Origin of the sequence: Chitinophaga eiseniae (assembly GCF_900167135.1) — a bacterium.
Classification (GTDB): domain Bacteria; phylum Bacteroidota; class Bacteroidia; order Chitinophagales; family Chitinophagaceae; genus Chitinophaga; species Chitinophaga eiseniae.
Map to the genome: position 1 here is coordinate 101,869 of NZ_FUWZ01000008.1, position 22,944 is coordinate 124,812.

Below are 22,944 nucleotides of genomic sequence, written 5' to 3' on the forward strand. Positions count from 1 at the left end.
TCCGACTATTTATCTTTCTCCAAAATACCATCCAGGTTTAATACTATCTAATTTTGCATTTTTTATATCCAAAACTCATTTGTCACTTTTTTATCATGAACATACACTAAATATCTTTTTCATCCAGATAAAAGGCTAAAATAACAACACTCTTTCCTGAAACTTTGCGTACATTCACCTCCTCGAACACCGATATTACACTGTCAGCATATTTTTTCGAATACACCCACGCCTCCGAGAATGTCTTTTTCCAAAACACTCACCATATTTAAGCACATCAAACATTTTAGGGCCGCTGGACTTAATACTATCAAAACAAAAAAAGAGAATCCCAAAAAAGCGTATTACTTGTTAACTTTTTGTTATTAGACCGGCCATCTGCTGCATTATTCAACTGAGCAGCAGCAGCATATTATCCCTGCTAGTCTATCTTTCAAACTGCCTTCAGGTCAATTATTTACCAGATACTTATAAATAATTTTTAAATACATCTTCTCCCTTATACATAACGCTGTATAGACTTTTTTCGTCCAGAATTGCGACCACAATTTTATTTTCTTCGGAAGATATCTTTATTTGTACACTATTCAAGCAACTATCAGTTACTATGACGATTTCTTCCTGAATGGGAAGAGTATACACAAATCCTTCAGGTTCATGTATTATTTCCATATCAGAATCCGAACTATTATAAATACTAAAACTTGTTTGTTGAATCATTGTAAAAAAATTATTTTCCAAAAAAAGTTCTTGCTAATTCCATTGCCTGATTCCGTCTCACCACAGCGGCCTCATTTACTGCCCCTCTGGCTTGTGCTTTCAGTATTTGTTCATTACACGACCTTGCCAACTTGACCAATTTGTCCTTTGTCCAGCCATTCTCTAATAACTCTGCTTTTGTGAAATCAGATATAGATTTGGTTAATTGTGTTTTATTTCCCCATCCGAAAAACACACTAGCTCTTTTAGTATCTGTTCCCATTGAATTCAAAAACCTAGTTAAGCTAGTTCCTCTTTCCTGAGTGGCGCTTACTAACTCTTGTGCTGTACTCTGTAACGCAGTCTTAGTTGCCCCTTGCAGAGCCTTGTTGGCTATTGTACTTTCTACAAATCCGGCTATCTTACCCGCCATACTCAAAGTCTTCGAAATTGGCATTGCACTTAATATACTTATAGAAGATTCTCCAGTGCTCATAGCTCTTCCTGATTGAAGATCCTTTCCGGTAAACAATGCCTGAGCACCATTTACTGCAGCATAAACAGGATTTAAATTCTGGTTTATTCCTGCAACTATTTCATTCGCGGTTCCTGCTACATATTGGCCTGCAAATTGGAGGGCAGAACCTATACCAGTTGGAGCTGTCAGATTATACTCCCTACCTGTAACAAGTCCAACCTGTTTAATAGGATCTCCTGGCCCGTCTGGCTCATCACCTAAGAAGTCCTTATATCGAATTGGGTTATCATAGTTAGAAGCATACGGCGACCAAGCTTCCATATTCTCTATCTTCGGATCTATCTGGTTCCACCTTCCTATCTGCGGATCCAAATTCCTCAATTGAGCATCATATATATCCAGATCTAATTCGCTCGTGTATTCAATCCCGTTATACTTCTTACGATTCTCCGGGTAATTCGCACCCTTCAACGCATTCGAACTTATCCCCGCCATCGTCAACCCAAACGGATAATAATGCGTCACTTCCAGCAGCGGACCGGTCGCCTGCGTCACGACAAGGTTATCAAAGAACACGTCCTGCGGGGCTTCATTACTGGTATACACATACAGAAAACCGCTTTTGGATACCGGCATTTTATCCGTCGCCAGTGTCTGCAGTTGGTCAGGCTCCTTCTTCACCTGCTTCACCCCGCTGTTATTATCAACTAAGTTAAACTGTTCATCAAACAATACAAAATTGAGATAAGCGCGCGGGGTTGTCCGGCTTTTGCTGGTCGGCGTCTTTGGCTTTTATTAATAGCATGATTATAAAAATCAGCGGTGAATGGCGTGGTGTTATTCGCAGCATCAAAGCCGTGCTGCCCCTGCCCGGTAGCGGTACCCTGAAACGCCAGGGCCAGGCTGGCGATCATATCCTCTACCGGCGGCGGGGTATTCTTATCTGCCGGCGCCTGGGATTTATAAAACGCTTTAACGCCTATCTGGATGGTGTCCCCGGCCATCACTTTCAGCACCAGCGACGGTCCTATTTTATGAGCACCGGTTTTGGCGTTCAGTTTAGCAACGGAGGCATTTTCGCTGGTACTTTCGTCGGGCGGGTAACCGGCAGGTTTGGCGGCACGGGTTTCGGTGACGTTGCTGAACAAAGCTGTCTCCTGCGGCGCGCGGGCGCTTTCCATGGTAGCTGTGTACATGGACAGGTCCGTTTGTTCTGTCAGCACAATCCGGACGTTGCCCAGATGGTCCTTTTCAAAATAATCATAGACACTCGTATATGAGTTCCTCGATTCCTTCATTGCTAATAGAAAAATCAAAAACGTATTGCAATAAGAAAGCCGCAGTTTATATCCTGCGGCTTTTTATCATTTAAAGATTATTTTCCCTGTTTTCAAAAGACTATCGAACTTTAAATCCCCTTGTTCTCTATAATTGCTTTCTCTCCAGTAAGCCTCATCAGCAGCTATACCTTTCTCTCTATCCGTTGGAATGAGAAAATGAATATAATAGTAACGCTTGGCATTAATCGTATTACTCGTTTCAACCCGACCTAAATATCTAGCATCAGCTGTAACATCCACTCCTTCCTCATATATTTTTACTTGTAAATCTTCCCTCTTATCCATTAAGTTGGCTGGGACATAGGCAACTCCATCCTTATTAATTTTATAAACGTTCTTAGAAGATATTTCAAAAGTAAAGCCTACTGTATCCTTTACTGGTATAACATAATACCACCCTTGCTTCCCTTTCGGAACACTCACATTAATTGTATTAAAGATTAGAGAGCAGCTCATTAAACCAGGTAAGATCAATAATAAATAAAGCATAATATTTTTTACCATGATATTTTAGAATATTTTTTTGGGTTTACCGGTGAGGCATTAAATCCACCAAAATTCATATAAGGAGCTTGCTTAGACCGGTTAAGTAAATTAACCGCATCAGATGTCCGTTGATATGGTTGCCCTGCTGCTTCTCTCCCTACTGAACCGTACCAACCTCCATAAATGCTTTGTGATAATAAGAAAGAATGTTGTCTAAACTGATAAGCAGTATTTCCATTCATTTTAACATCTACAGAAGGAAAGGTACCATGCATTATTGTAGCACTCATTGCTCCATCTTTTCCAATCTTTACAGTTAAATCCTGAGCAACATCTACTAATCTTCCGTGCATTATTTTTAAACCAATGGCTTCCACCTTGTTAACTTCTGTATGTTGCTCAACGCCCGCAACTACGGTGCCATCAGATAAAGTTTTCACATATGCATCCTGATTGGGTGCGCCATCTACACCATCCGCCCCTGGTACTAGCCCAAAACTTGCACCTGTTTCTCGTTGCGATGACGCAGAAAATCCGCTAAACTTACCTTCATCATCATAGTTACCCGTCAATGAAAATTTTGTCGTTAATTTATCACCGCCTGCACCTGGTACACCTAGATCGTTATCTTTATGTATATAACTATTTATCTCAAAATTAAGTGTATTACCTATATTAGAATAAGAAGTCTTGTTCTGAGTTAGTGTTTTCTCTCTGGAGTCATTCCAAATAATATTTCCTTTCTTATCCTGAAACCAATCCCTCCCATCCAAATCAACAATATTAGTAGGGTTGTTGCCAACATAGTTATAGGGAGACCAACTTAAATAATGCTCAGCACTTGGATCAATAGTATACCAGCGGCCTATTTGTGGATCTTGCATCCTCGCCCCGTAATCATACCATTCTAACCCACTACCATCTCCGAACTCCCCACGTTGTAATTCTTTGCCATTATACTTCTTACGATTCTCCGGGTAATTAGCACCCTTCAACGCATTCGAACTTATCCCCGCCATCGTCAACCCAAACGGATAATAATGCGTCACTTCCAGCAGCGGACCGGTCGCCTGCGTCACGACAAGGTTATCAAAGAACACGTCCTGCGGGGTTTCATTACTGGTATACACATACAGAAAACCGCTTTTGGATACCGGCATTTTATCCGTCGCCAGTGTCTGCAGCTGGTCAGGTTCTTGCTTCACCTGCTTCACCCCGCTGTTATTGTCAACTAAGTTAAACTGTTCATCAAACAATACAAAATTGAGATATGCCCGCGGATTGTCCGGTTTCTGCTGGTCTGCGTCTTTGGTTTTCAGCCGCTGGTATTCGTGATTATAAAAATCAGCGGTGAATGGCGTGGTGTTATTCGCAGCATCAAAGCCGTGCTGCCCCTGCCCGGCAGCGGTACCCTGAAACGCCAGGGCCAGGCTGGCGATCATATCCTCCACCGGCGGCGGGGTATTCTTATCTGCCGGCGCCTGGGATTTATAAAACGCTTTAACGCCTATCTGAATGGTGTCCCCGGCCATCACTTTCAGCACCAGCGACGGTCCTATTTTATGACCGCCGGTTTTGGCGTTCAGTTTAGCAACGGAGGCATTTTCGCCGGTACTTTCGTCGGGCGGGTAACCGGCAGGCTTGGCGGCACGGGTCTCAGTGACATTGCTGAACAAAGCCGTCTCCTGCGGCGCGCGGGCGCTTTCCATGGTAGCCGTGTACATGGACAGGTCCGTTTGTTCTGTCAGCACGATCCTGACGTTGCCCAGATGGTCCTTTTCAAAATAATCATAGACATAGCTTACAGGCTGATTTACTTTCAGCACCGTGCGGATACGCCCTTCTTCATGCCCGAGGAACTGCAGCGTATCGTTTTTAAACTCTCCAGCGACAGCATAGTCGGTGACGGTGGTCTGTGAAGGCGCCTGGGTATTGTCTACGATTAGAAGACATTAATGCCCTACCTGCAGAAGCTAAAGATTATGTACTCAATCACATTGATATAATGATTCGCGATTTTAAAAACAAAAAAGCATATAGTCATAAATGATAAGAGCCTTGCTAATATTGGCAAGGCTCTTATCATTTATGACTATATGCTTAAAGGTTATCTACCGTAATATAATGTAATACAGCTCTCTCTTTATCATATATAACACACTCTATACTTTTATCCCCCTTTATAATATTCTGTGCAGCTAGTAAAGCTGTTTTTACATCCCCAAATATTGTATAGACCTTCTGGCGATCATCAATAGCCAGTTCATGATTTTCATCCAACACATTTCCTGTTTCAACTCTAGCCCTAAGCAATGCCACTTGGCCTCCTTGTAAGAAAGGAAAATTTTCCATCATATTCATTTTTATTGTACATATCTAACAGTTGCACCCCTCACTGGTCCCTTTATTAATACTTCTGATTCACTAACTATTGTTCCGGGGGCTTGCTTTAAATTAACTGATTTCAAATTAGGACTTGTTACTAGCGATGATTTAGGAACCGTAGTTTCCAAAACAACACCACCGCCATTAGGTCTTAATGCAAAATTAGTTGCAACGTCTGGATTTGTCGACCAAGAAGTATAAGCGCTTTCTGTAGTCACTGTATTGTGCTCTAATGGTGTCGCATTTCCGCCTCTGGGATAAGCATTACCTTCTACAGCTTGTCCATATCCAGGATGCGACTCATTTACCCCTCTATAAACAGTCGACATTTCTTCAGCAGCAGCTCCCGCTTTACCTGCACCTTTCAATGCATTAACTACTTTAGCTCCTCCTTCAGCAACAACTGCAACAGTTAACTCCGCTGCCTTTTCTCCAACAATTTTTCCTGCACCATGTGCACCTTCGTTAATCACTACGCGTGTATTATCAATAACACCTTTCGCCATACCATAACCACCCATTGTGGCAACATTAAGTGCATTATCCAGAAGCGCTTTCGGCGAAAACATAGCCTTTACTGTCTGCCCAGGATTCGCTATCGCATTTCCTGCGTTTCTAAAGAACCCTGTGAACCCTGCCTTAACACCATTAACAAATCCCTTCTTGTTGGGATCTTCTCCTTCATCTCCTAAAAAGTCATTGTATCTAAGCGGGTTATCATAGTTAGAAGCATACGGCGACCACGCTTCCATATTCTCTATCTTCGGATCTATCTGGTTCCACCTTCCTATCTGCGGATCCAAATTCCTCAACTGAGCATCATATATATCCAGATCTAATTCGCTCGTGTATTCAATCCCGTTATACTTCTTACGATTCTCCGGGTAATTCGCACCCTTCAACGCATTCGAACTAATCCCCGCCATCGTCAATCCAAACGGATAATAATGCGTCACTTCCAGCAGCGGCCCGGTCGCCTGCGTCACGACAAGGTTATCAAAGAACACGTCCTGCGGGGTTTCATTACTGGTGTACACATACAGAAAACCGCTTTTAGCTACCGGCATTTTATCCGTCGCCAGCGTCTGCAGCTGATCTGGCTCCTTCTTCACCTGCTTCACCCCGCTGTTATTATCAACTAAGTTAAACTGTTCATCAAACAATACAAAATTGAGATATGCCCGCGGATTGTCCGGTTTCTGCTGGTCTGCATCTTTGGTTTTCAGCCGCTGGTATTCGTGATTATAAAAATCAGCGGTGAATGGCGTGGTGTTATTCGCGGCATCAAAACCGTGCTGCCCCTGCCCGGTAGCGGTACCCTGAAACGCCAGGGCCAGGCTGGCGATCATATCCTCTACCGGCGGCGGGGTATTCTTATCTGCCGGCGCCTGGGATTTATAAAACGCTTTAACGCCTATCTGGATGGTGTCCCCGGCCATCACTTTCAGCACCAGCGACGGCCCTATTTTATGACCACCGGTTTTGGCGTTCAGTTTAGCAACGGAGGCATTCTCACCGGTACTTTCGTCGGGCGGGTAACCGGCAGGCTTGGCGGCACGGGTCTCGGTGACGTTGCTGAACAAAGCTGTCTCCTGCGGCGCGCGGGCGCTTTCCATGGTAGCCGTGTACATGGACAGGTCCGTTTGTTCTGTCAGCACGATCCGGACGTTGCCCAGATGGTCCTTTTCAAAATAATCATAGACATAGCTTACAGGCTGATTTACTTTCCACACCGTGCGGATACGCCCTTCTTCATGCCCGAGGAACTGCAGCGTATCGTTTTTAAACTCCCCGGCGACGGCATAGTCGGTGACGGTGGTCTGTGAAGGTGTCTGCGTATTGTCCACAACCGTCTTCCGCAGTTTGACGCCGGCCGCATCATACTGGTAGGAAATCGTCCCTTTCCCGGTAATGGTGATCCGCTGCGGCAGGTTCAGGTGATTGTACTGTATACTGGTAATCCCTTTGTTATTGTCCTGTGTTAGATTACCGTTGGCATCATAGCTATAATCCTGTGTTTCGTTAGACACCGGCTCCTTAAAATCACCCAATGTGCTGTTAGGGTTATTCGCCCGGTCGGTCACAAAACGGAGCTTGTTGCTGTTGGCCACATAACCGTATTTGAGGTCATCCACGGTCACACGCGCACCACCAGACAAACCCTGCTGTTTCATGAAGAGGATATTACCGTTTTCATCATATTGCAGGCCACTGACGGAAAAATCCATCAGGTTACGTGTCCAGCTCGTACTCCCGGCGTTCTGCTGGTTAAAATCCGCCAGTGTCAACCGGTTGACGGCATCATAACCAAAGTCATATTTCCGGGAGATGCCATCGTTCCTGCTCCGCCATATTGTTCCGGAGATGTTGCCGTTAAACGCGGGTGTGGCATATGCGGTGCCATCGATCACAGATGCCGGTTGGTCATACCCCAGCTCGTAACCAAAATAACTACCCGTGTTGTTTTTCACGTAACTTCTGTTGGCCCCCAGCTGCCATCCGCGGATGTTATAGTCATAGTGGATATTGTCGAGATTATTCCCCAGCGTTTTATCTGTCAGCTGCCCGATGGCGTTGTACCGGTTAGCGGCAATCACTTTCGAAGTCCCTTCATCGTTGAGCTGTTTGGCAACCGTCAGCAGGCGGCCGGCATGATCGTAAGTAAAGACGGTACGTATCCGGACATCAGGCGTAGTGCCGCTTCGCGGATTACGCTGCCTGACATAAGCGCCCAGCACCTTTCCTGAGAAATCGTACAGCGTACTGGACACATCACGACCGTTATTGTTATTTTCAGATACTACCTGGATAATACGGCCTTTCTCATCGTAATAATTGGTTGTAGTAAGATATTGGTCCGTTCCAAGTATCAGCTTCTTTATTCCTGTCACCTTGCCCGTCACCACCGCCGCCAACGGCGCCGGGTCTGCATTGGCGCCGCCACCGGCATTCACCCTGGACAAATCACCCGTTTCGGCAGCCAAAGCTCCGGTGTAACTGTAATCGTCATAAAAGGTATAGATCAGCGGCTGCAGCGATGCACCCGGAATACCCGGCAACGGATTATTAACTGCTGTAGCCTGCGTCCCACCCGTCAGCGCAGGATCGGTTTCTGCCACCATGTCCGCGCCGGTACCGGTATCAAAACCACCTTCCAGTGTCACGCTGCTGCGGGCCCTGTAAGCGTCACGGCTATCGTAAGACGCCACTACCAGGTTATCCGGACCAGGAAAGGAATGGGTTATGGTGCTTTGCGTCCCCGAAACGGTATTCATGGACGCCTGCAAGGAGGCCCGGGTAGCGGCGGAGGTATACAACGCTGTCATCACAGGTCTGTTCTGACCATCGTAAAAAGTGACCATCCATTTTCCCTGTGCCGCCAGATTACCATCACGGGTAAAGACCAGCCGGTCGCGCACATCGTAGACCATCTCCGTCACAGCGGCGCCGGGTACTTTTTTGGTGATCATCCGCCGCCGTTCATCGTATTCATAGATAAAACAGAGCTCTGCTGCGATATCCGGATGACCGGTAAAAGTCCAGCCGCCCGCCGCCAGTGCTGTTACCGCCTTCGGCGGGATAACATAACGCTGGTTGTTATAATCATCATATACATAGTAGGTACACAACCAGTCGGTATGCGCATTCACGGGATTGACAGCCAGCTGTGTTCTCTTCAGCACTACCTTCCCTTCCCTGTCGGTAAAAGTAATGGTCTGTTTTCCCTGCTCGTCAATCGTAATATTTTTAAAGAGGTCGCCGGCCAGATAGCTGCCTGCGACCGGATCGCCACCGGCACTGGGGCCGATCGTCCAGCGTTTTACATCGTCAGCGGCGGTATTGACGGCATACACTTGTTGCTGCGTATGTCCTCCGCCAGGTTGCCAGCTGCGTCCCGGCGCTCCCTGCTGCAGCGGCCGGCTCAACGGGGAAAGCTCCGGCACCTGCTGTCCAAAAGGCCGGTCGTCTTTGGCAATGTCCGGCAGCGTTGTATTCGCCGGACTATAGAAATTGAGCTGGTCGGCAAAAGCGCCTGTCCGGAAACTGCCCGGCCCTGCGCCCGTCATATCTGTGTACGGCAGAATGGTTTTCACTGTCCGCCCATAATTATCATATTCTGTCGGCGTGATAATATCCTTTTTATCCGGACTGCCCTGCAGCACAATCGCCTGCACCTGCCGGCCAAGCCCATCAAAGTAGGTAACGCTCCTGTTCCCGCTTTCAGCCGGCAGCGCGTTCACCTGCGCCTGCGTGCTTACACCAGGCACGTTGACCGCCGTCCTGCTGATGAAGTTATGCCCGGTACTCAGCTGCGCTGATGTACTACCGGTCAACAGCAATAAAAACAATACTTGTATGATCGTATATATGCGCTTCATGGTATCAGGGATTAACACAGTTAGTAGGAGATAATTTGGTATACGTTCCGCTGGTAGTCCCGTCGCTGAACTGATACTGGTATGTACAGCGGTATTGCCCATTTTCCGGCACGCTCGACAGGTAATACAATGTCCCTGTCTCGCAGACGCCGTTGATAAACTTCTTCCCTTCGCCCGAGCAGGCGCAGGAACCGTATTTATTGGCGGCCGCCTGCCCGTTGGCATTGATATCATCCTGTGCCAGCTGGTCGGCCGCAGCCTGGCTCACAGGACTGGACCATTTACGTGCCGGTACTTCATATTTGTAGATTTTGCCGATGTCCGGCGCACAGTCATTTTTAAAGAAATTCTGATAGCGGTACACGTTATAGAACAAACACTGCCCTTGCGCATTGGCGTAAGCCTGCCCTTTGGCATTGATTTCAGCGATGGCTTTAGCATCAGCATCAGCCTGACTTACAGCCGATACATAACTTCCATATTTCACTGTATACGTCACCGTGGTGGGTTCTCCCTGTGTACAGTCATTTTTCAGGATCGCCCTGGACGCCTCAGCATTGTAAAACAGTGTGGGGGTAGCCGGCGTCATGGGAGCACCCGGCCCGTAGTTGTACACAAAGTTCTGGAGGATATTACCTTTATCGTCCCGGATGTTCATCAGCCGGTTCAATCCATCGTATTCATAAAAAGTGGCAATATTGTCCGGGGAGGTGGTGCTGGTAATGCCAACGCCCGGTTCGTAACTGTAAGAGGTCACCTGTGCATCGGCGGGGTATATCCGGATATCATCCACCCAAACATTAGCGCCGGCCAGCCGAACCGTTGATGTAGTGCCGGAAAGGCGATACAGGTAAAGTGTCCAGCCATTGCGGGTAATACCTGTTGCCGATAGCGGGACACTGGTGGCGCCATTCTGCGTGACCGCCAACGCTCCCCCTCTGGACCAGTAACTGACAATCATGGGTTTGGCCACGGCGCTCGCCAGCGTACACTGTATAGAAGCGGATGCAGAAAACTTCAGCGACTGCTTTCCGGTATGAGCTACGCTGCCATCGAACTGCCCACCGGTATTTACCCAGTTTCCGCCATACAGCCCGGCTGTCTCAAAGCCGGTATAGGCAATTTCGGCGATGCCTGCATTCATGGCCGCCATCGTCGGATAGCGGTCAGGGTAGTCTCTGACAAAGGATTGCAAGGCATCTTTGTCTTTACTTTGCTCCACCACCTGCCCAAAGGAATATTTGAAAGTGGCCAAAGGCTTGTAACGGCTGTCCGTTACCAGGTTGCTGCCGCTCCAGGACGAAGTTGTCCACGTACCGGGCGCGTTGGCAGCTTCCAGCCGGAAAGTCTGCACCGGCAGGTAATTGTCATAGTACGTCAACAGTCCGCTGAGGAGCTTTTTATTGCCGCCGCCCGCGCTCTGGCGATACTGGATACTTTCAATCTCCGTCCCTGGCATTCCGGCATTCACGAGCGCCGCGATACCGGCCGCAGGACCATTAACGCCCGTATAATCACCGGCATATTTTTTCACGGTCACCACCTCTTCATTATTGGTTGTTTGATCGGTGATTTGCGTGGGGAAAGTGTGTTTATCACTGCCATAAACCATTTTCCGAACGCTGGTCAGGTAAGCGCCGGTCAGCTGGTCATACGTTTTCTCCTGCTGCTGTACCAGTTGTTTTTGCTGCGCCCAGATGGTATAACCATCGGCATACAGGATTTTGTAGTAGGTGCGGGTGTCTATACAGTCGCTCATGGATTTCCAGGTCCCCCTCCCCTCATAGGTGAACAGGCCGTTGACATCCTGTTTCTTACACCACTGGATAAGATTATCCTGCGCATCCTTCACTTTCACCCTCGTCTGCGGAACGTTTCCAATGATCTGATAAACATAGGTATTGGTCAGTTCACTGAGTAGATTTCCTTTGTTGTCGTATACCGATTTCTTTTCCAGGTCTCCGTTACCTACGTGATCATCGAACTGGTTGATATTCTCGATATGATACTGATAGACGGTCTTTCCCAACGGCTGGGAATTATTGAAATCAAACTGGTATTCCGTAACGCGGCTGTAACCGATGGGGGAACCCTGTACAGATCCCATTCCATATACAGCATTCGCAGACACGGTGTAATTCGCGGTGCGCTGGTCTTCCGTGCCGGGGTTGATAATCGGCGGCGGCCAGCGGTGCATGGAAGTGGTGATATCGTAACGGGGGAAATTATTGTCGCTCCGGCCGCTTGTCCTGCCGTTTTCCTGCAGGTATTCATACCGCTTCACCGTCCCTTTTTTGTTGGCATATGAATAATCCGTGATCTCGCGGATACGGACACCACCGACTTGACGCGAGGAGGAATCATCACTCAACAACGCCTCATGGGCCTCGTAGGTAAAAGTAGTGTACCCCCCGGTTGGATAAGTGATCCGCGACAATACGCCCTGAATAGCCCCTTCAAAATGTGGCTCCCTGTCCGCCCCGTTACCGACTACCCGGCCATTCGGGAACGTTACATTCGGTACGAGGCTGGAATTTCCACTCGCGTTATAATATCCCCAATGGTCCAGCGAAGCGGTAAACCTTTCAGGCGTATTACCAGCCATTTCGTAGTAGGCAAACAGATAAGGCGGAGGCGCTGTCATGCCGGCCACCGGCGTCACTTCTGCCAGTGTATCCAGGTGAAGCCTTTTTTTCGAATAAGTATTCCCCGGGTTTTGGAAGAAACCATAACCAAGGCTATATTGTCTTAGCAGTTTATCAGCGCCGTTGAGCGTTGTATAAATACTGATCTTTTTCAGCAGCCTGTCATGTGGAAAATTTGAATCCGGGCGGTCTTCCACCGACTCCAGTTGAATACGTCCTACCTGGATGCCATTTCTTTGATAGCTGATAGCCGTCAAAAATTTACGCTGGACCCAAACAAAAGGCGGAGAAGCGGTAAAGCTGCTCAACTGCTCTTCGTATCCGGATTGTGGCGGCTGCACCTGTGTCCGGATAATACTCAGCGTCACCGATTTGTTCCTGGAGATTTCTTCCGTGATAGCCCCTTCCGCTGTTGTCTGATAGGAAAAGTTAAGGCTTTCCATCGCATTGGGAGCCACCATACTCGTCAGGTACCAGCTGGAATTATACTGATAGTACCGGCGCGGCGGCGCTTCCGGTTCGGCATCATCCATCAGCTGCATCGTTGTCCTTTCCGGATCTGCAAAGCGGTAAACGGTACCATTTTCATCGGTGATGATAAACTCATCGGGATAGTTAAAACGGATAGTGAGGTTGTCACGCTCTTTTTTTACGATGCTTTTATCCGGCAATACGATAAATTTCCCCGCTTTACCGGCGAAATTGTAATAGTAAACATCCGGTTGCAGGTCCCGCACTTCCATCTTCATCTGCCGCAGGAAATCCTGGTAGGCAAATACGTCGGAACTGGACGGTACCACCAGCGGACCGTTATTGTAGTAGTTTTCCGGGATGTCCGGGTTACCCATGACCCCTCGCGTGATCACGCCGCCGGCATTCAGCGACCAGCCCATCCCCACCCAGGTGGCTACTTCCCCCGGCTTAAACCCGCCGTTATTATAACTGAGACTTACCGGCAACTCCAGCTGCTGTCCTTTGATGGTATACAGAGGAATGCTGATCTGCGGAGTACCGGTAAAGAGGCTCACCGGCACGTTGCCGTATTTCCCCAGTTGTGCCGCTTCCGGCGCCACCGGCAATGACTGGCGCGCTTTGAACTCCAGCCGGGACACGTCCACCGGCAACGACGCCTGTTGCGCAGCAAGAGGGCCAACAACACCCAAAACAAAAATGAAAACGAGTACAGCTTTCTTCATAGATATACGATCAGGGAACACTTCCATAGCACCAGCGAAAGCACAGCGGCAATTACATGCGACCGGCCTTAAACAACAGGTTGATCTCCAGCGATAATATCAGCGATACAATCAAAGGCATAGCAGGAAAGTGTGGTTAATAAATGGTTACCCAATGGCTACACTGCATCCGAAAAAGTTAACACAACTAACCAAATATAATCATTTTTCACGTGCACGATTATTCTTTTTTCCTGCCCGACATCATCCCAAAATGAATAAAATGAATAGCCTCCATATCCCCTATCCGCTGTACCTTCAGCGTCTGAAACAAACCCGTCCTATATTCATGAACAACCCGACCTTTTTCACCTGGATTACCCTCTGCTGCTGGTTCATATTTATCTGCTGCTGGTTCATGCTCCGCAACCGCACCAAAGAGAATATACAGTACAGGACCAACCGCCAACGCTGGCTGGCGGCCATCGGATACCTTCTCATCTTTACCGCATTATACCTGCCGCTGCTGACAGGCACCCGGCTGTTGCCCGCGTGGTGGCCGTTGCTGGCCGCCGGCACTGCACTTTGTATTGCCGGCATCGGGCTGTGTATCTGGTCGCGGCTATTGCTCGGAGCCAACTGGAGCGGCGGCGTGGCCGCCAAAAGAAACCACGAGCTGGTCATCAAAGGACCCTACCGGGTGGTAAGGCATCCCATCTATACCGGCTTCCTGATGGCACTGACGGGCACCAGCCTCGTTACCGGCGGAACACCGGCCATCGTTGTCACCGTCATTTGCTCGCTCGGATTATACCTGAAAATTGCCCGGGAAGAAACACTGCTCAACGATCTATTTCCGGGCGCTTACGCCGCCTACAGCCAACGGACACGCAAATTGATCCCGTTCCTACTTTGATACCGGTATCGAAATGTTGTATCTTCATGGCTCGTTCAACGACTATCTATGCTACAACTCATCAGAACAGACTCCGGCCATCCCGACTTTGTGTCGCTGGTACGGTTGCTCGACCAGGACCTGGCTATCCGTGACGGCAGCGACCACGCCTTCTACGCCCAATTCAACAAAATTGATCTGATCAAACAGGCAGTGGTAGGCTACCTCGACGGTCAACCGGTGGCCTGTGGCGCTATCAAGCCATTTTCAGCAGAACAGGCAGAAGTGAAGCGGATGTTTGTACGTCCCAATTACCGCGGCCGTGGCCTCGCCGGGGAAGTGTTGCGGGAACTGGAGCAATGGGCGCAGGAGCTCGGTTACAACGCCTGCGTACTGGAAACAGGCAAAAAACAACCTGAAGCCATCGCACTCTATCGGAAAAGCGGTTACGCCATCACGGAAAATTATGGTCAGTACATTGGTGTAGACAACAGCGTGTGCATGCGGAAAGAACTGCCGGCATAAAAAAACGGGCGCCTTTAAGACGCCCGTTCAATAAGCAAAGCCGGCTGCAATCAGGGTAAGCTGTTCAGGTTCACTGTTGGCGCTACGCCTGTGGCGGTGCGCGTAAAAGTAGTATTGTAGTTTACATAATTGGCGAAGAATCCACCGTTTTTCAGGAAGAAACGGCCGGTGGCATTATCTACGCCGCCGGCATAATCCCTGCGCTGGTCGCTGGTGGCGGTAGCATCTGCCGTAAATCTGGCGCTGGTGATCTCTGTCCACACACCGGCAGTGGAACGTATCCACTGGTTGTTATACTGCCCGCTCCTGCCAAGGTAACCGTTTTTATCGCTGAAATTTTCCAGGAAAGAATATAACCCTGCATGATAGGTGGTGGTATTAGGCCGCTTCCAGGTGGCGATAAAACGCCATGTACCTGTCTCCGGCGTGTACACCCACGCAGAAAAATTGGTAGCCCCTCCACTGTCTGGAAGAACGCGCGTCAGGAACTTGTAAGTAGTGCCTGCCGACCAGTTGAACACGAGGTAACTTTGTCCGCCGGTACCCTCGCCCCCGAAAGCATTGTCCACCACGCCCGGCCCTTTCCGCACCAGTGTCGTCTTACCTGTGGCAGGGTCCCAGATGGAAAACAGCACCCTTCTTTCGGTGGCGCTGTTCACCTGTATACCGAAATAACCACCGTTAAAACCATTGCTCATAAAGTAAGATCCGATCTTGTCTTCTCCCGCCGGCACAGTCACTTCGTTATAAAACCATTCGGCGTTCACCCCGGAAGGGATGGGATAGTTCAGATGCACGGAAGGACCGCGCCTGGACCAGTAATAGTTAGCAGCATCATTTGCGTACACCACATTGTTGGTGGTGGCGCTGCCGCTGATGATGATATGGGACACGTCGCCGAAGTAACTGCCGGTTTTACTAACACCCTGCAGATCTACTTTTACATATCCCGCGGCGGTAACATTTACCGTCCCGATCGTGAAATCCGTATAGGCGGTACCGGTAACCGTTTTGTTGAAAGCGGTACCGTTGACCGTCACTTTGATGGTACTGCTGCCGGAAGGTACTTTCATCCGCACAGCTACGTTGAGCTGACCGGTTTGGCCCAGCCGGAAATAGGCGCTGGTGATGCTGTTGGCGTTGGTCCAGTTGCCCAGGCCATTGTCCGTGATCACTTCCGCGCCACCTGCCGGCAACGTGGTCACAAAACCGTTGCCTGCCAGGGCTACGGCGTAACTGGAATCAGGAGGAACAAGCGATGCCTTTTTATCATTACCGGAAGCGGCATCGGCAGGAAGGGCGTCCTGCATATTTTTAGCGCAGGACGAAATGGCCATGGCAGCCATGAGCATAAAGATAAGGTGTGCTTTTTTCATTGGATCGCAATTTGATGGTTGCAGACTAACAGCTTTGCTTATACGATTTTTCAACGCACAAAACTTTCCGCAGCCTGCTTACAGGCCCGTCAGTACTAGTGCTGATGGTAATACTCAATAAGGTTAACAGCCACTATTACCCTTTCCATTGTTCACGCCGATAATGTTTGCACGGGAATATAATTCACTGTTGGTAGTAAAGGTTCAGCTATTTTGGTTGTATTGATGATCCTGTAATTTAAGACAGGATCATCAAATAAAATAATTTATTTATGGTCTGTTGCCGGTGCGATTTTCCGGCAGGCAACACAACATAACGGCGACTACCAGCAGGCACACCATACCCGCTGCCAGACCGTATTGCAGTGCCTCCGTATAGGCATTCGGGTGTATGTCCGACGCCAGCGCAGCAAAAAATACACCGCCGATAATACTGATGCCCAGCCCCGATGCCGTTTGCTGAAAAGTAGAAAATATACCGGAAGCGGCGCCGGCATCTTCCACCGGCACCTTGTCCAACACGATGTTCAACAGGAAAGGCAGCACCATACCATTGCCCAGCCCGTACAGCGCTATCAGCGAAATGGTCCCCGCAGCATCGCCGACACCCAAAAACTGTATCACAAAAGATACAAAGATCATCAGCAGTCCTGCCAGTAATACCTTCTTTCCATATTTTACCAGCAAACGGGAAGCCACTACCGACGACAACATAAACAACAACGCATGCGGTATAAAACCCGCACCGCAGGCCAGCGCCGACAGCCCCAGGCCATTTTGCAGGTATACCGCCATCATCAGCAGATAAGCCGTATGCAGCATAAAATGAAACAACACTGCCAGCAACCCGATGTTAAAGGCAGGCTGCTTAAACAACCGGAGATTGATCAGCGCACTTTTATCAGCCTGTTTTACCTGCTGTATCCGCAGAAACACCAGCGAGAGCACTGCAAACAACGCCAGCAATATAAAACTCCACACCGGCCAGTGCTGCTCCCGGCCTTCCGTAATGGCATAAATAAGGCATCCCAGCGCCCCCGTCAGCACCACCGCCCCGGCATAGTCGAATTTCACGCCGACAGTCCTCTCTGTCTCCGGCAGGTAACGGTGGATCGCCCACATAGCCGCAACACCTACCGGCAGGTTAATAAAAAAGGTCAGCCGCCACCCTTCAATGACGCCATGGGTCTCCGCCAGGTAACCACCCAGCATCTGCCCGATAATAGCTGCAATGCTCAGCGTAATACCATACCAGCCGATGGCTTTGGCCCGCTCCGCCGCTACGGGAAACAACACCTGTATCAGCGCAATGGACTGCGTCACCATAAACGCGGAACTAACCCCCTGGAAAAAACGGGCAATATTCAGTTGCAACGGCGTCTGCGCCAGTCCGCAGATACAGGAGGCAAGGGTAAACCAACCCATGCCGAGGAAGAATACTTTTTTCTTGCCAAGATAATCTCCCGCCCTGCCGCCGGTGATCAAAAAACAGGCGCTGCCCAGCAGGTAGGCGGCAATCACCAGCTGCACCTCGCCGTCGGTCGCATGCAGGCTTCCCTTGATAACAGGGATGGCAATGTTGATAATAAAAATGTCGATAACGTACAACATGGGCGCCGTCAGGACAATAAGCAGCGCATACCACCTGTTGATGGTGGATGTAGTGATGATCATAAAATAAAAAGGAAAAAGTTAGCGGTCGTTGTTCCTCTCAAATTCCAGCAGCCATTGTTTGCGCCAGATACCGCCACCATAGCCGGTCATAGAGCCGTCGGCCCCAATGATGCGGTGACAGGGAACGAGGATGGAGATCTTATTCATGCCATTGGCATTGGCCACTGCGCGGATCGCTTCAGGTTTTCCCAGCGCCGCCGCCTGGTCTTTATAGGAGCGGGTGGCGCCATAAGGCACCTCCTGCAATATACGCCATACAGACTGCTGAAAGGCAGACCCCGGCATGTACAATGGTACGGTAAAGGTTTGCCGCTGTCCATCGAAATATGCTTTCAGCTGGGCTTCCAGCGTGGCGAAGTGGGGATTGTCGCCCTGTACGATGGTAGCGTTCAGCACCCGCGATAAATACAGGAATTCTGTTTCCAGCATCTTGCGGTCGGTAAACTCCAGCAGGCAGACACCCTCTTCCACCGCGCAGGCGTACATAGTGCCCAGCGGCGTTTCCAGCCGTTTCAGGTCAATCACCCTTTGGGCCTTGCTTTTTTTGGGAGACACCCCGAAGATGTTCTTAAAAGAGTCTCCGAAACCACTGAGAGATTCGAAACCCGCGTCAAAGGCGGCGCCGCTCACGGACTCACCCTGCTGTATCTTTTTAAACGCCGAATTAATACGGAACATACGCTGGTAAGCATGGAAAGTAATCCCGTGGTTCTTCAGGAACCAACGCCGTATCTGGTGCGGCTCTATGCCCCGCAGCAGCAGGTCCGCGTCCTTTATTTTCAGTCCCGGTTCATCAGCCAGGTTCTGCAGCAGCTGCCGGATATTATCCGGCGTCTGGTCCAGCTGTTCCAGCGGCCGGCACACCTTACAGGGCCGGTAACCTTTCAGGATACATTCTTTGGAAGTAGGAAAGAACTCAATATTCTCAGGCTTCGGTTTCCGGGCACGGCAGGACGGCCGGCAGAAAATGCCGGTGGTCTTTACCGCCGTAAAAAATACGCCTTCAAAAGCCACATCTTTCTCCAGCGAAGCCTGGTACATCCTGTCAAAGCTCAATTGCATGGTGTATTGTATTAATTTCCCGACAAAAGTAGGACTACCCCGTCCGCCGGACAACCGGAAAATTGACAACTATTTTTTTCAATACAATTTTACGGAATAAAAGCGGCTCCGGGCACACGGAGAAGTTCCGCGCCCGGCAACGATGACCGCAGGTCCTTGCTACGACGCGGCAATGCCGTTATCTTTGCGCTTATGCACGATTTTACCGATATCGCTTATCTGCAAAACGGCCCCACCTTCCATCAACAGGTGTACGATCTGCTCACGCGCCGGCAGCTGCTCTCCGGCCTGAGCGCGTTCTCTCCCGTCTTCGCCGGCAGTATTCCCATCAACGTGCACACCGCCGGCAGCGACATCGATATCATTTGCTGTTTTGACAACAAGGAGTTGTTTATCACCTGCGTAACAGAATTGTTCCAACAATACCCCGATTTTGCCCTCCGGGAGATTACCATCCGGGAGATACCTGCCGTGGTGGCTAACTTTACGACAGACGGACAGCCGGTCGAGGTATTTGGCCAGGCTATCCCCGTGAAAGAACAAATGGCCTACCGCCACCTGCTGATCGAAGCGGCCATCCTGCAACAAAAAGGGGAAGATTTCAGACGGCAGGTCATCTCCCTGAAAGCACAGGGATATAATACGGAAGCGGCCTTTTGTCACCTGCTGGACATCCCTGGCGATCCGTTCCTGGAATTGCTGAAATGGAAGCCTTAAAATTTTAAGGGCCCCCGCCGGGAGCCCTTTGCTTAAAAACGTTCTTCGGGGCCGGACTGATGAACCGTTCCCAGAAACCCGCAGCTTTGGTATCCGGTGTTTTTTTCCTGTCCTCGCTGTACAACACGGATAAAATAAAATGCAGCGGTCCGCCACCGGTGAAAACCCGCCATTCACCGACAATACGCTGCCTCCCGCACGGGTACTCTTCTCTATCCCCCCGGGATGGTATTGTTTTGCAAAACAAATTAAAAGACATGAACATCCGGGAACTGGCAGCAATGTTAATTAACCCATATAACCATCAGTCTTTGCATCCTGTAGGAGAACAGCACCTGGAAGATGTTTCGGGCAACCGTATCCCTGTGGTCAACGGCATTCCTGATTTCCTGGCGCTGGAAAAGATCGGCGGCATGAATAAAAAACATCAACGCCTATACGATAATCTCAGTCCCTTTAATGATATTGCCGAACGGGTGGTTTCGCTTTTTGTAGATATGGACAAGCTCCGGCGGGAATGGCTGGCAGACGTAGAGGTGAAACCAGGCGATAAAATATTGGAGACCTCCGTAGGCAGTGGCTGGAATATCAAAGCCCTCCCCCGCTTCGGCGACTACTACGGGTTGGATATCTCCGGCGGCATGCTGCGGCAGGCCGCCCGCAACATGACCAAATGGAACCGTACCGTCCAACTGTTCAGGGGTAACGCGGAATATCTCCCTTTCAAGGACCATACCTTTGACTGTGTATTCCATGCAGGCGGGCTGCACTTTTTCGACAACCGCGTGCGGGCCATCCGGGAGATGGTAAGGGTAGCCCGTCGTGGTAGCCGTATTGTCATCATCGATGAAACGGCCCCGCATATACGAAAACAATACAGGCGTCTTCCATCTGTAAAAGGTTATCTTAACAACGGCGCCAACGAAGCCATGAGGGCGCTGGTGCCGCTGGAACTGATACCGGGCAATATGCGGGAGCTGGAAGTGAAACTACTGGACCATGGCAGGATGTACCAGCTCAGCTTCAGGACGGCATAACAACGGCGGGCGTCCGTGTGTTGCGGATGCCCGCCGGCAAGCTTTTATTTTCTGAGCAGTAACACTTTGGTTTCCATGCCATCCATTTTCTGATTGGCGGCATCGGCGGTAACAGCGTTGTTGCAGGCCCATTCCAGCAGGGCGTTATCATGTTTGGCGGCTGCCAGCTGCGCAATACGGTAATAGGTATACGCCAGCAGGTCCTGGGAGCGGGTGGCACTTTGCAGCGCATGCCGGTACCAGCTGATGGCTTCATCCGGTTTGTTCCGGATAGCGGTGATTCGCCCCATCATGTAATACAAGCCGAATTCCACGCCGTACTGATCGTTGGGAATACCTTCAGCGAGATAGGATTTGGCCAGCGCCATCGCTTCGTCCGGCTTCTGTTGTATACGCAGGTTGTATACCCGTGCCACTTTCGACTGTGCCAAAGCGATGGGTGTCAGTGCTTCGTCCCAGTGCAGCACCCTAAAGTAAGGGTCTATCTGAACGGAATCCACGATACCGTTTACCGGCAGCTGCAGCTGGCTGGTACGCTCTTCCACGGTGATATGTTGTAAAGCGGTGGCGCCGTTGCGATATACCACCAGCACTTCCAGCGGCAGCCGGTACAGGCTGTCTTTCTGGGTAACTGTGAGCTGCAGCGTGTTGCCCTGTTGTTTCCAGTTGCTTTCCCAGGCCGGCGCGCCGGTACGGTCAAACCACTGGCGGTAAAACCAATCGAGGCTGCTGCCATGCGCTGCGGACACCTCCTGTAAGAATTGCTGCCAGGTGACGCCATCATGGCTGTATTTGTCGCCGATATTGCGCAGTGCCTTATGAAATACCGGTTTACCTGCTACGGAAGCCAGCAGCTCCAGCGCCATAAAGCCTTTGCTGTCGCCGAGGATATGGCCGTTTTTGCTGCTGAGGGTGGCGAGCGGTTCGTCGTTGCCGGCGGCGGCATTTTTTAGGTAGCCGAGGCCGCTCTGGTCCGACAGGTAGCCGGGGTAGCCTTTTTTGCGGTAAAGGATGGCACGTGTGCTGTCGAAATGTTCTACCACCTGCAGCGAGCCATACTGGGCCATCGCCTCAGACATCATTTCAGCGCCCATGCTCCCCTTCGACAGGATCTTGTTGCCCCACCACTGGTGGCCTATCTCATGGCCGAACAATGCATAGTTGAATTCCCGCAGCGCCCCGGTAGGCATTACCACGCCGCCGAGGATACTGGCGCCGCCGATACCGGTTAGCTCCGCTACCGCCTCGGGAAATTCGATCACAGAAAAGTTAGGGATCGTCAGCGGCCCGAATTCACCTGTCAGGAATTCCAGCACTGATGAGGCTTTACGGGATATCTCTTCCCCGTTGATCGCCCTGCTCAGACTATAGGTGTAAAACGGTATTTTACCGGAAGATTCCTGCCGGGTATATTTTCCGATATACAGCGAGAAAATATCAGGCTGCGCATAATGAAACTCGAACGTCTGTGTACCGGCGCCTTTCGTGGTTTTGACGGTAGCAGCAGCCATCACGGCCATCAACGGCTGCGGCACTGTCACCCGCAGGGTACCGGTGCCCCGCATGTAATCATCCGTACCGTCATTGGCGCGGACCATCACCTGCGGATACCATGCGGAACCATAACCGCCGGCCATACAAAAGCTGCTGTCGACATAATATTGAAAAGTAGGGGCATCGCCGCGTTCGTAGGTGAAGGTGTACTGCAGGCGGGTGCCGGCAGGTACTGGCCTTTTAAAATGCCAGTGATAGAGAATATCACCGGAGGTGCTGAGACTTGTATCCATTGTGGCGGCAACGCCCCCCTGTAGTTGTAGTTTGGCCGGGCCTCTCCCCTTGCTGATCATTATCCTGACTGAATCGGCGGTAGCCGCAGTCGTTTCAAAAGAAAGGCTACCCTGAACGGCGAAAGTCTTTTTCTCCAGGTCAGCCTGTACCTGCAACTGGTAATCCACCTTTTGCTGGGCAACAAGCCATAACGGCGAAAACAAATATAAAAGGGTGATAAGTCGGCGCATGTTCTTCTTTTTTATGCAAAGTAACGCCGGCAGGAAGACAAAAAATAGTATCA

The 22,944-nt window shown here is 49.9% G+C and carries 16 protein-coding genes; 4 read left to right on the forward strand and 12 right to left on the reverse strand.

What is annotated here, in order from left to right:
- Positions 1-468: 468 nt before the first annotated feature.
- The 8 genes from B5D63_RS32905 to B5D63_RS32940 all read right to left on the reverse strand — a co-directional run bounded on the left by B5D63_RS32905 (position 469) and on the right by B5D63_RS32940 (position 13,608).
- Positions 469-720 (reverse strand): hypothetical protein, encoded by a 252-nt coding sequence (locus tag B5D63_RS32905; RefSeq protein ID WP_078673145.1) that lies wholly within the window; start codon positions 718-720, stop codon positions 469-471.
- Between the two features lie 10 nt (positions 721-730).
- On the reverse strand, positions 731-1,909 hold the full coding sequence (locus tag B5D63_RS32910; RefSeq protein ID WP_078673146.1) for an RHS repeat domain-containing protein: 1,179 nt from the start codon (positions 1,907-1,909) through the stop codon (positions 731-733).
- The gene (locus tag B5D63_RS32915) at positions 1,885-2,475 is read right to left on the reverse strand and encodes a hypothetical protein (protein ID WP_078673147.1); all 591 of its coding nucleotides are present in this window, start codon (positions 2,473-2,475) and stop codon (positions 1,885-1,887) included. The genes B5D63_RS32910 and B5D63_RS32915 overlap by 25 nt, the downstream gene beginning before the upstream one ends.
- Before the next feature lie 66 nt (positions 2,476-2,541).
- Positions 2,542-3,021: a hypothetical protein gene (locus tag B5D63_RS32920; protein WP_078673148.1), complete on the reverse strand. Its 480-nt coding sequence runs from the start codon at positions 3,019-3,021 to the stop codon at positions 2,542-2,544.
- The gene (locus B5D63_RS32925) at positions 3,015-4,829 is read right to left on the reverse strand and encodes an RHS repeat-associated core domain-containing protein (RefSeq protein WP_235021693.1); all 1,815 of its coding nucleotides are present in this window, start codon (positions 4,827-4,829) and stop codon (positions 3,015-3,017) included. Before B5D63_RS32925 ends, B5D63_RS32920 begins: the two co-directional genes overlap by 7 nt.
- Before the next feature lie 274 nt (positions 4,830-5,103).
- Entirely contained in the window at positions 5,104-5,355 is a 252-nt protein-coding gene (locus B5D63_RS32930) for a hypothetical protein (RefSeq protein ID WP_078673150.1), read from the reverse strand.
- Between the two features lie 11 nt (positions 5,356-5,366).
- Complete coding sequence (locus tag B5D63_RS32935) at positions 5,367-9,767, reverse strand: DUF6443 domain-containing protein (protein ID WP_078673151.1); 4,401 nt, start codon at positions 9,765-9,767, stop codon at positions 5,367-5,369.
- 4 nt (positions 9,768-9,771) lie between these two features.
- A complete protein-coding gene (locus tag B5D63_RS32940) occupies positions 9,772-13,608 on the reverse strand; it encodes a DUF5977 domain-containing protein (protein ID WP_143313289.1) in 3,837 nt (1,278 codons plus the stop codon).
- A 262-nt stretch (positions 13,609-13,870) separates the two neighbouring features.
- On the opposite strand from B5D63_RS32940, the gene B5D63_RS32945 reads away from it, so the two are divergent.
- Both B5D63_RS32945 and B5D63_RS32950 read left to right on the forward strand, forming a co-directional pair.
- A complete protein-coding gene (locus B5D63_RS32945) occupies positions 13,871-14,503 on the forward strand; it encodes a methyltransferase family protein (RefSeq protein WP_200817151.1) in 633 nt (210 codons plus the stop codon).
- A gap of 48 nt (positions 14,504-14,551) precedes the next feature.
- Positions 14,552-15,007 carry a GNAT family N-acetyltransferase gene (locus tag B5D63_RS32950; RefSeq protein ID WP_078673154.1) on the forward strand — a complete coding sequence of 152 codons (456 nt, stop codon included), beginning with the start codon at positions 14,552-14,554 and terminating at the stop codon, positions 15,005-15,007.
- A gap of 50 nt (positions 15,008-15,057) precedes the next feature.
- Here the strand turns inward: B5D63_RS32950 and B5D63_RS32955 are convergent, their stop codons facing one another.
- From B5D63_RS32955 to B5D63_RS32965, 3 genes are all read right to left on the reverse strand, one after another.
- Positions 15,058-16,383 (reverse strand): DUF3472 domain-containing protein, encoded by a 1,326-nt coding sequence (locus B5D63_RS32955; protein ID WP_078673155.1) that lies wholly within the window; start codon positions 16,381-16,383, stop codon positions 15,058-15,060.
- 270 nt (positions 16,384-16,653) lie between these two features.
- Complete coding sequence (locus B5D63_RS32960; RefSeq protein WP_078673156.1) at positions 16,654-18,057, reverse strand: MFS transporter; 1,404 nt, start codon at positions 18,055-18,057, stop codon at positions 16,654-16,656.
- Between the two features lie 18 nt (positions 18,058-18,075).
- Positions 18,076-19,119 carry a bifunctional transcriptional activator/DNA repair enzyme AdaA gene (locus B5D63_RS32965; protein ID WP_078673157.1) on the reverse strand — a complete coding sequence of 348 codons (1,044 nt, stop codon included), beginning with the start codon at positions 19,117-19,119 and terminating at the stop codon, positions 18,076-18,078.
- Positions 19,120-19,311: 192 nt separating this feature from the next.
- Here B5D63_RS32965 and B5D63_RS32970 point away from each other — a divergent pair, with 192 nt between their 5' ends.
- Positions 19,312-19,836 carry a DUF4269 domain-containing protein gene (locus B5D63_RS32970; RefSeq protein WP_078673158.1) on the forward strand — a complete coding sequence of 175 codons (525 nt, stop codon included), beginning with the start codon at positions 19,312-19,314 and terminating at the stop codon, positions 19,834-19,836.
- 257 nt (positions 19,837-20,093) lie between these two features.
- On the forward strand, positions 20,094-20,873 hold the full coding sequence (locus B5D63_RS32975; RefSeq protein ID WP_159456257.1) for a class I SAM-dependent methyltransferase: 780 nt from the start codon (positions 20,094-20,096) through the stop codon (positions 20,871-20,873).
- Positions 20,874-20,917: 44 nt separating this feature from the next.
- Here B5D63_RS32975 and B5D63_RS32980 read toward each other — a convergent pair whose 3' ends face one another.
- Positions 20,918-22,891: a M1 family aminopeptidase gene (locus B5D63_RS32980; RefSeq protein ID WP_078673160.1), complete on the reverse strand. Its 1,974-nt coding sequence runs from the start codon at positions 22,889-22,891 to the stop codon at positions 20,918-20,920.
- Positions 22,892-22,944: the final 53 nt, after the last annotated feature.

Bases quoted from the DNA above. Each gene is read 5' to 3' on its own strand.
- B5D63_RS32905 (WP_078673145.1), bottom strand. From the start codon at position 720: ATGATTCAACAAACAAGTTTTAGTATTTATAATAGTTCGGATTCTGAT.
- B5D63_RS32915 (WP_078673147.1), bottom strand. From the start codon at position 2,475: ATGAAGGAATCGAGGAACTCATATACGAGTGTCTATGATTATTTTGAA.
- B5D63_RS32920 (WP_078673148.1), bottom strand. From the start codon at position 3,021: ATGGTAAAAAATATTATGCTTTATTTATTATTGATCTTACCTGGTTTA.
- B5D63_RS32930 (WP_078673150.1), bottom strand. From the start codon at position 5,355: ATGGAAAATTTTCCTTTCTTACAAGGAGGCCAAGTGGCATTGCTTAGG.
- B5D63_RS32935 (WP_078673151.1), bottom strand. From the start codon at position 9,767: ATGAAGCGCATATATACGATCATACAAGTATTGTTTTTATTGCTGTTG.
- B5D63_RS32940 (WP_143313289.1), bottom strand. From the start codon at position 13,608: ATGAAGAAAGCTGTACTCGTTTTCATTTTTGTTTTGGGTGTTGTTGGC.
- B5D63_RS32945 (WP_200817151.1), top strand. From the start codon at position 13,871: ATGAATAGCCTCCATATCCCCTATCCGCTGTACCTTCAGCGTCTGAAA.
- B5D63_RS32950 (WP_078673154.1), top strand. From the start codon at position 14,552: ATGCTACAACTCATCAGAACAGACTCCGGCCATCCCGACTTTGTGTCG.
- B5D63_RS32955 (WP_078673155.1), bottom strand. From the start codon at position 16,383: ATGAAAAAAGCACACCTTATCTTTATGCTCATGGCTGCCATGGCCATT.
- B5D63_RS32960 (WP_078673156.1), bottom strand. From the start codon at position 18,057: ATGATCATCACTACATCCACCATCAACAGGTGGTATGCGCTGCTTATT.
- B5D63_RS32965 (WP_078673157.1), bottom strand. From the start codon at position 19,119: ATGCAATTGAGCTTTGACAGGATGTACCAGGCTTCGCTGGAGAAAGAT.
- B5D63_RS32970 (WP_078673158.1), top strand. From the start codon at position 19,312: ATGCACGATTTTACCGATATCGCTTATCTGCAAAACGGCCCCACCTTC.
- B5D63_RS32975 (WP_159456257.1), top strand. From the start codon at position 20,094: ATGAACATCCGGGAACTGGCAGCAATGTTAATTAACCCATATAACCAT.
- B5D63_RS32980 (WP_078673160.1), bottom strand. From the start codon at position 22,891: ATGCGCCGACTTATCACCCTTTTATATTTGTTTTCGCCGTTATGGCTT.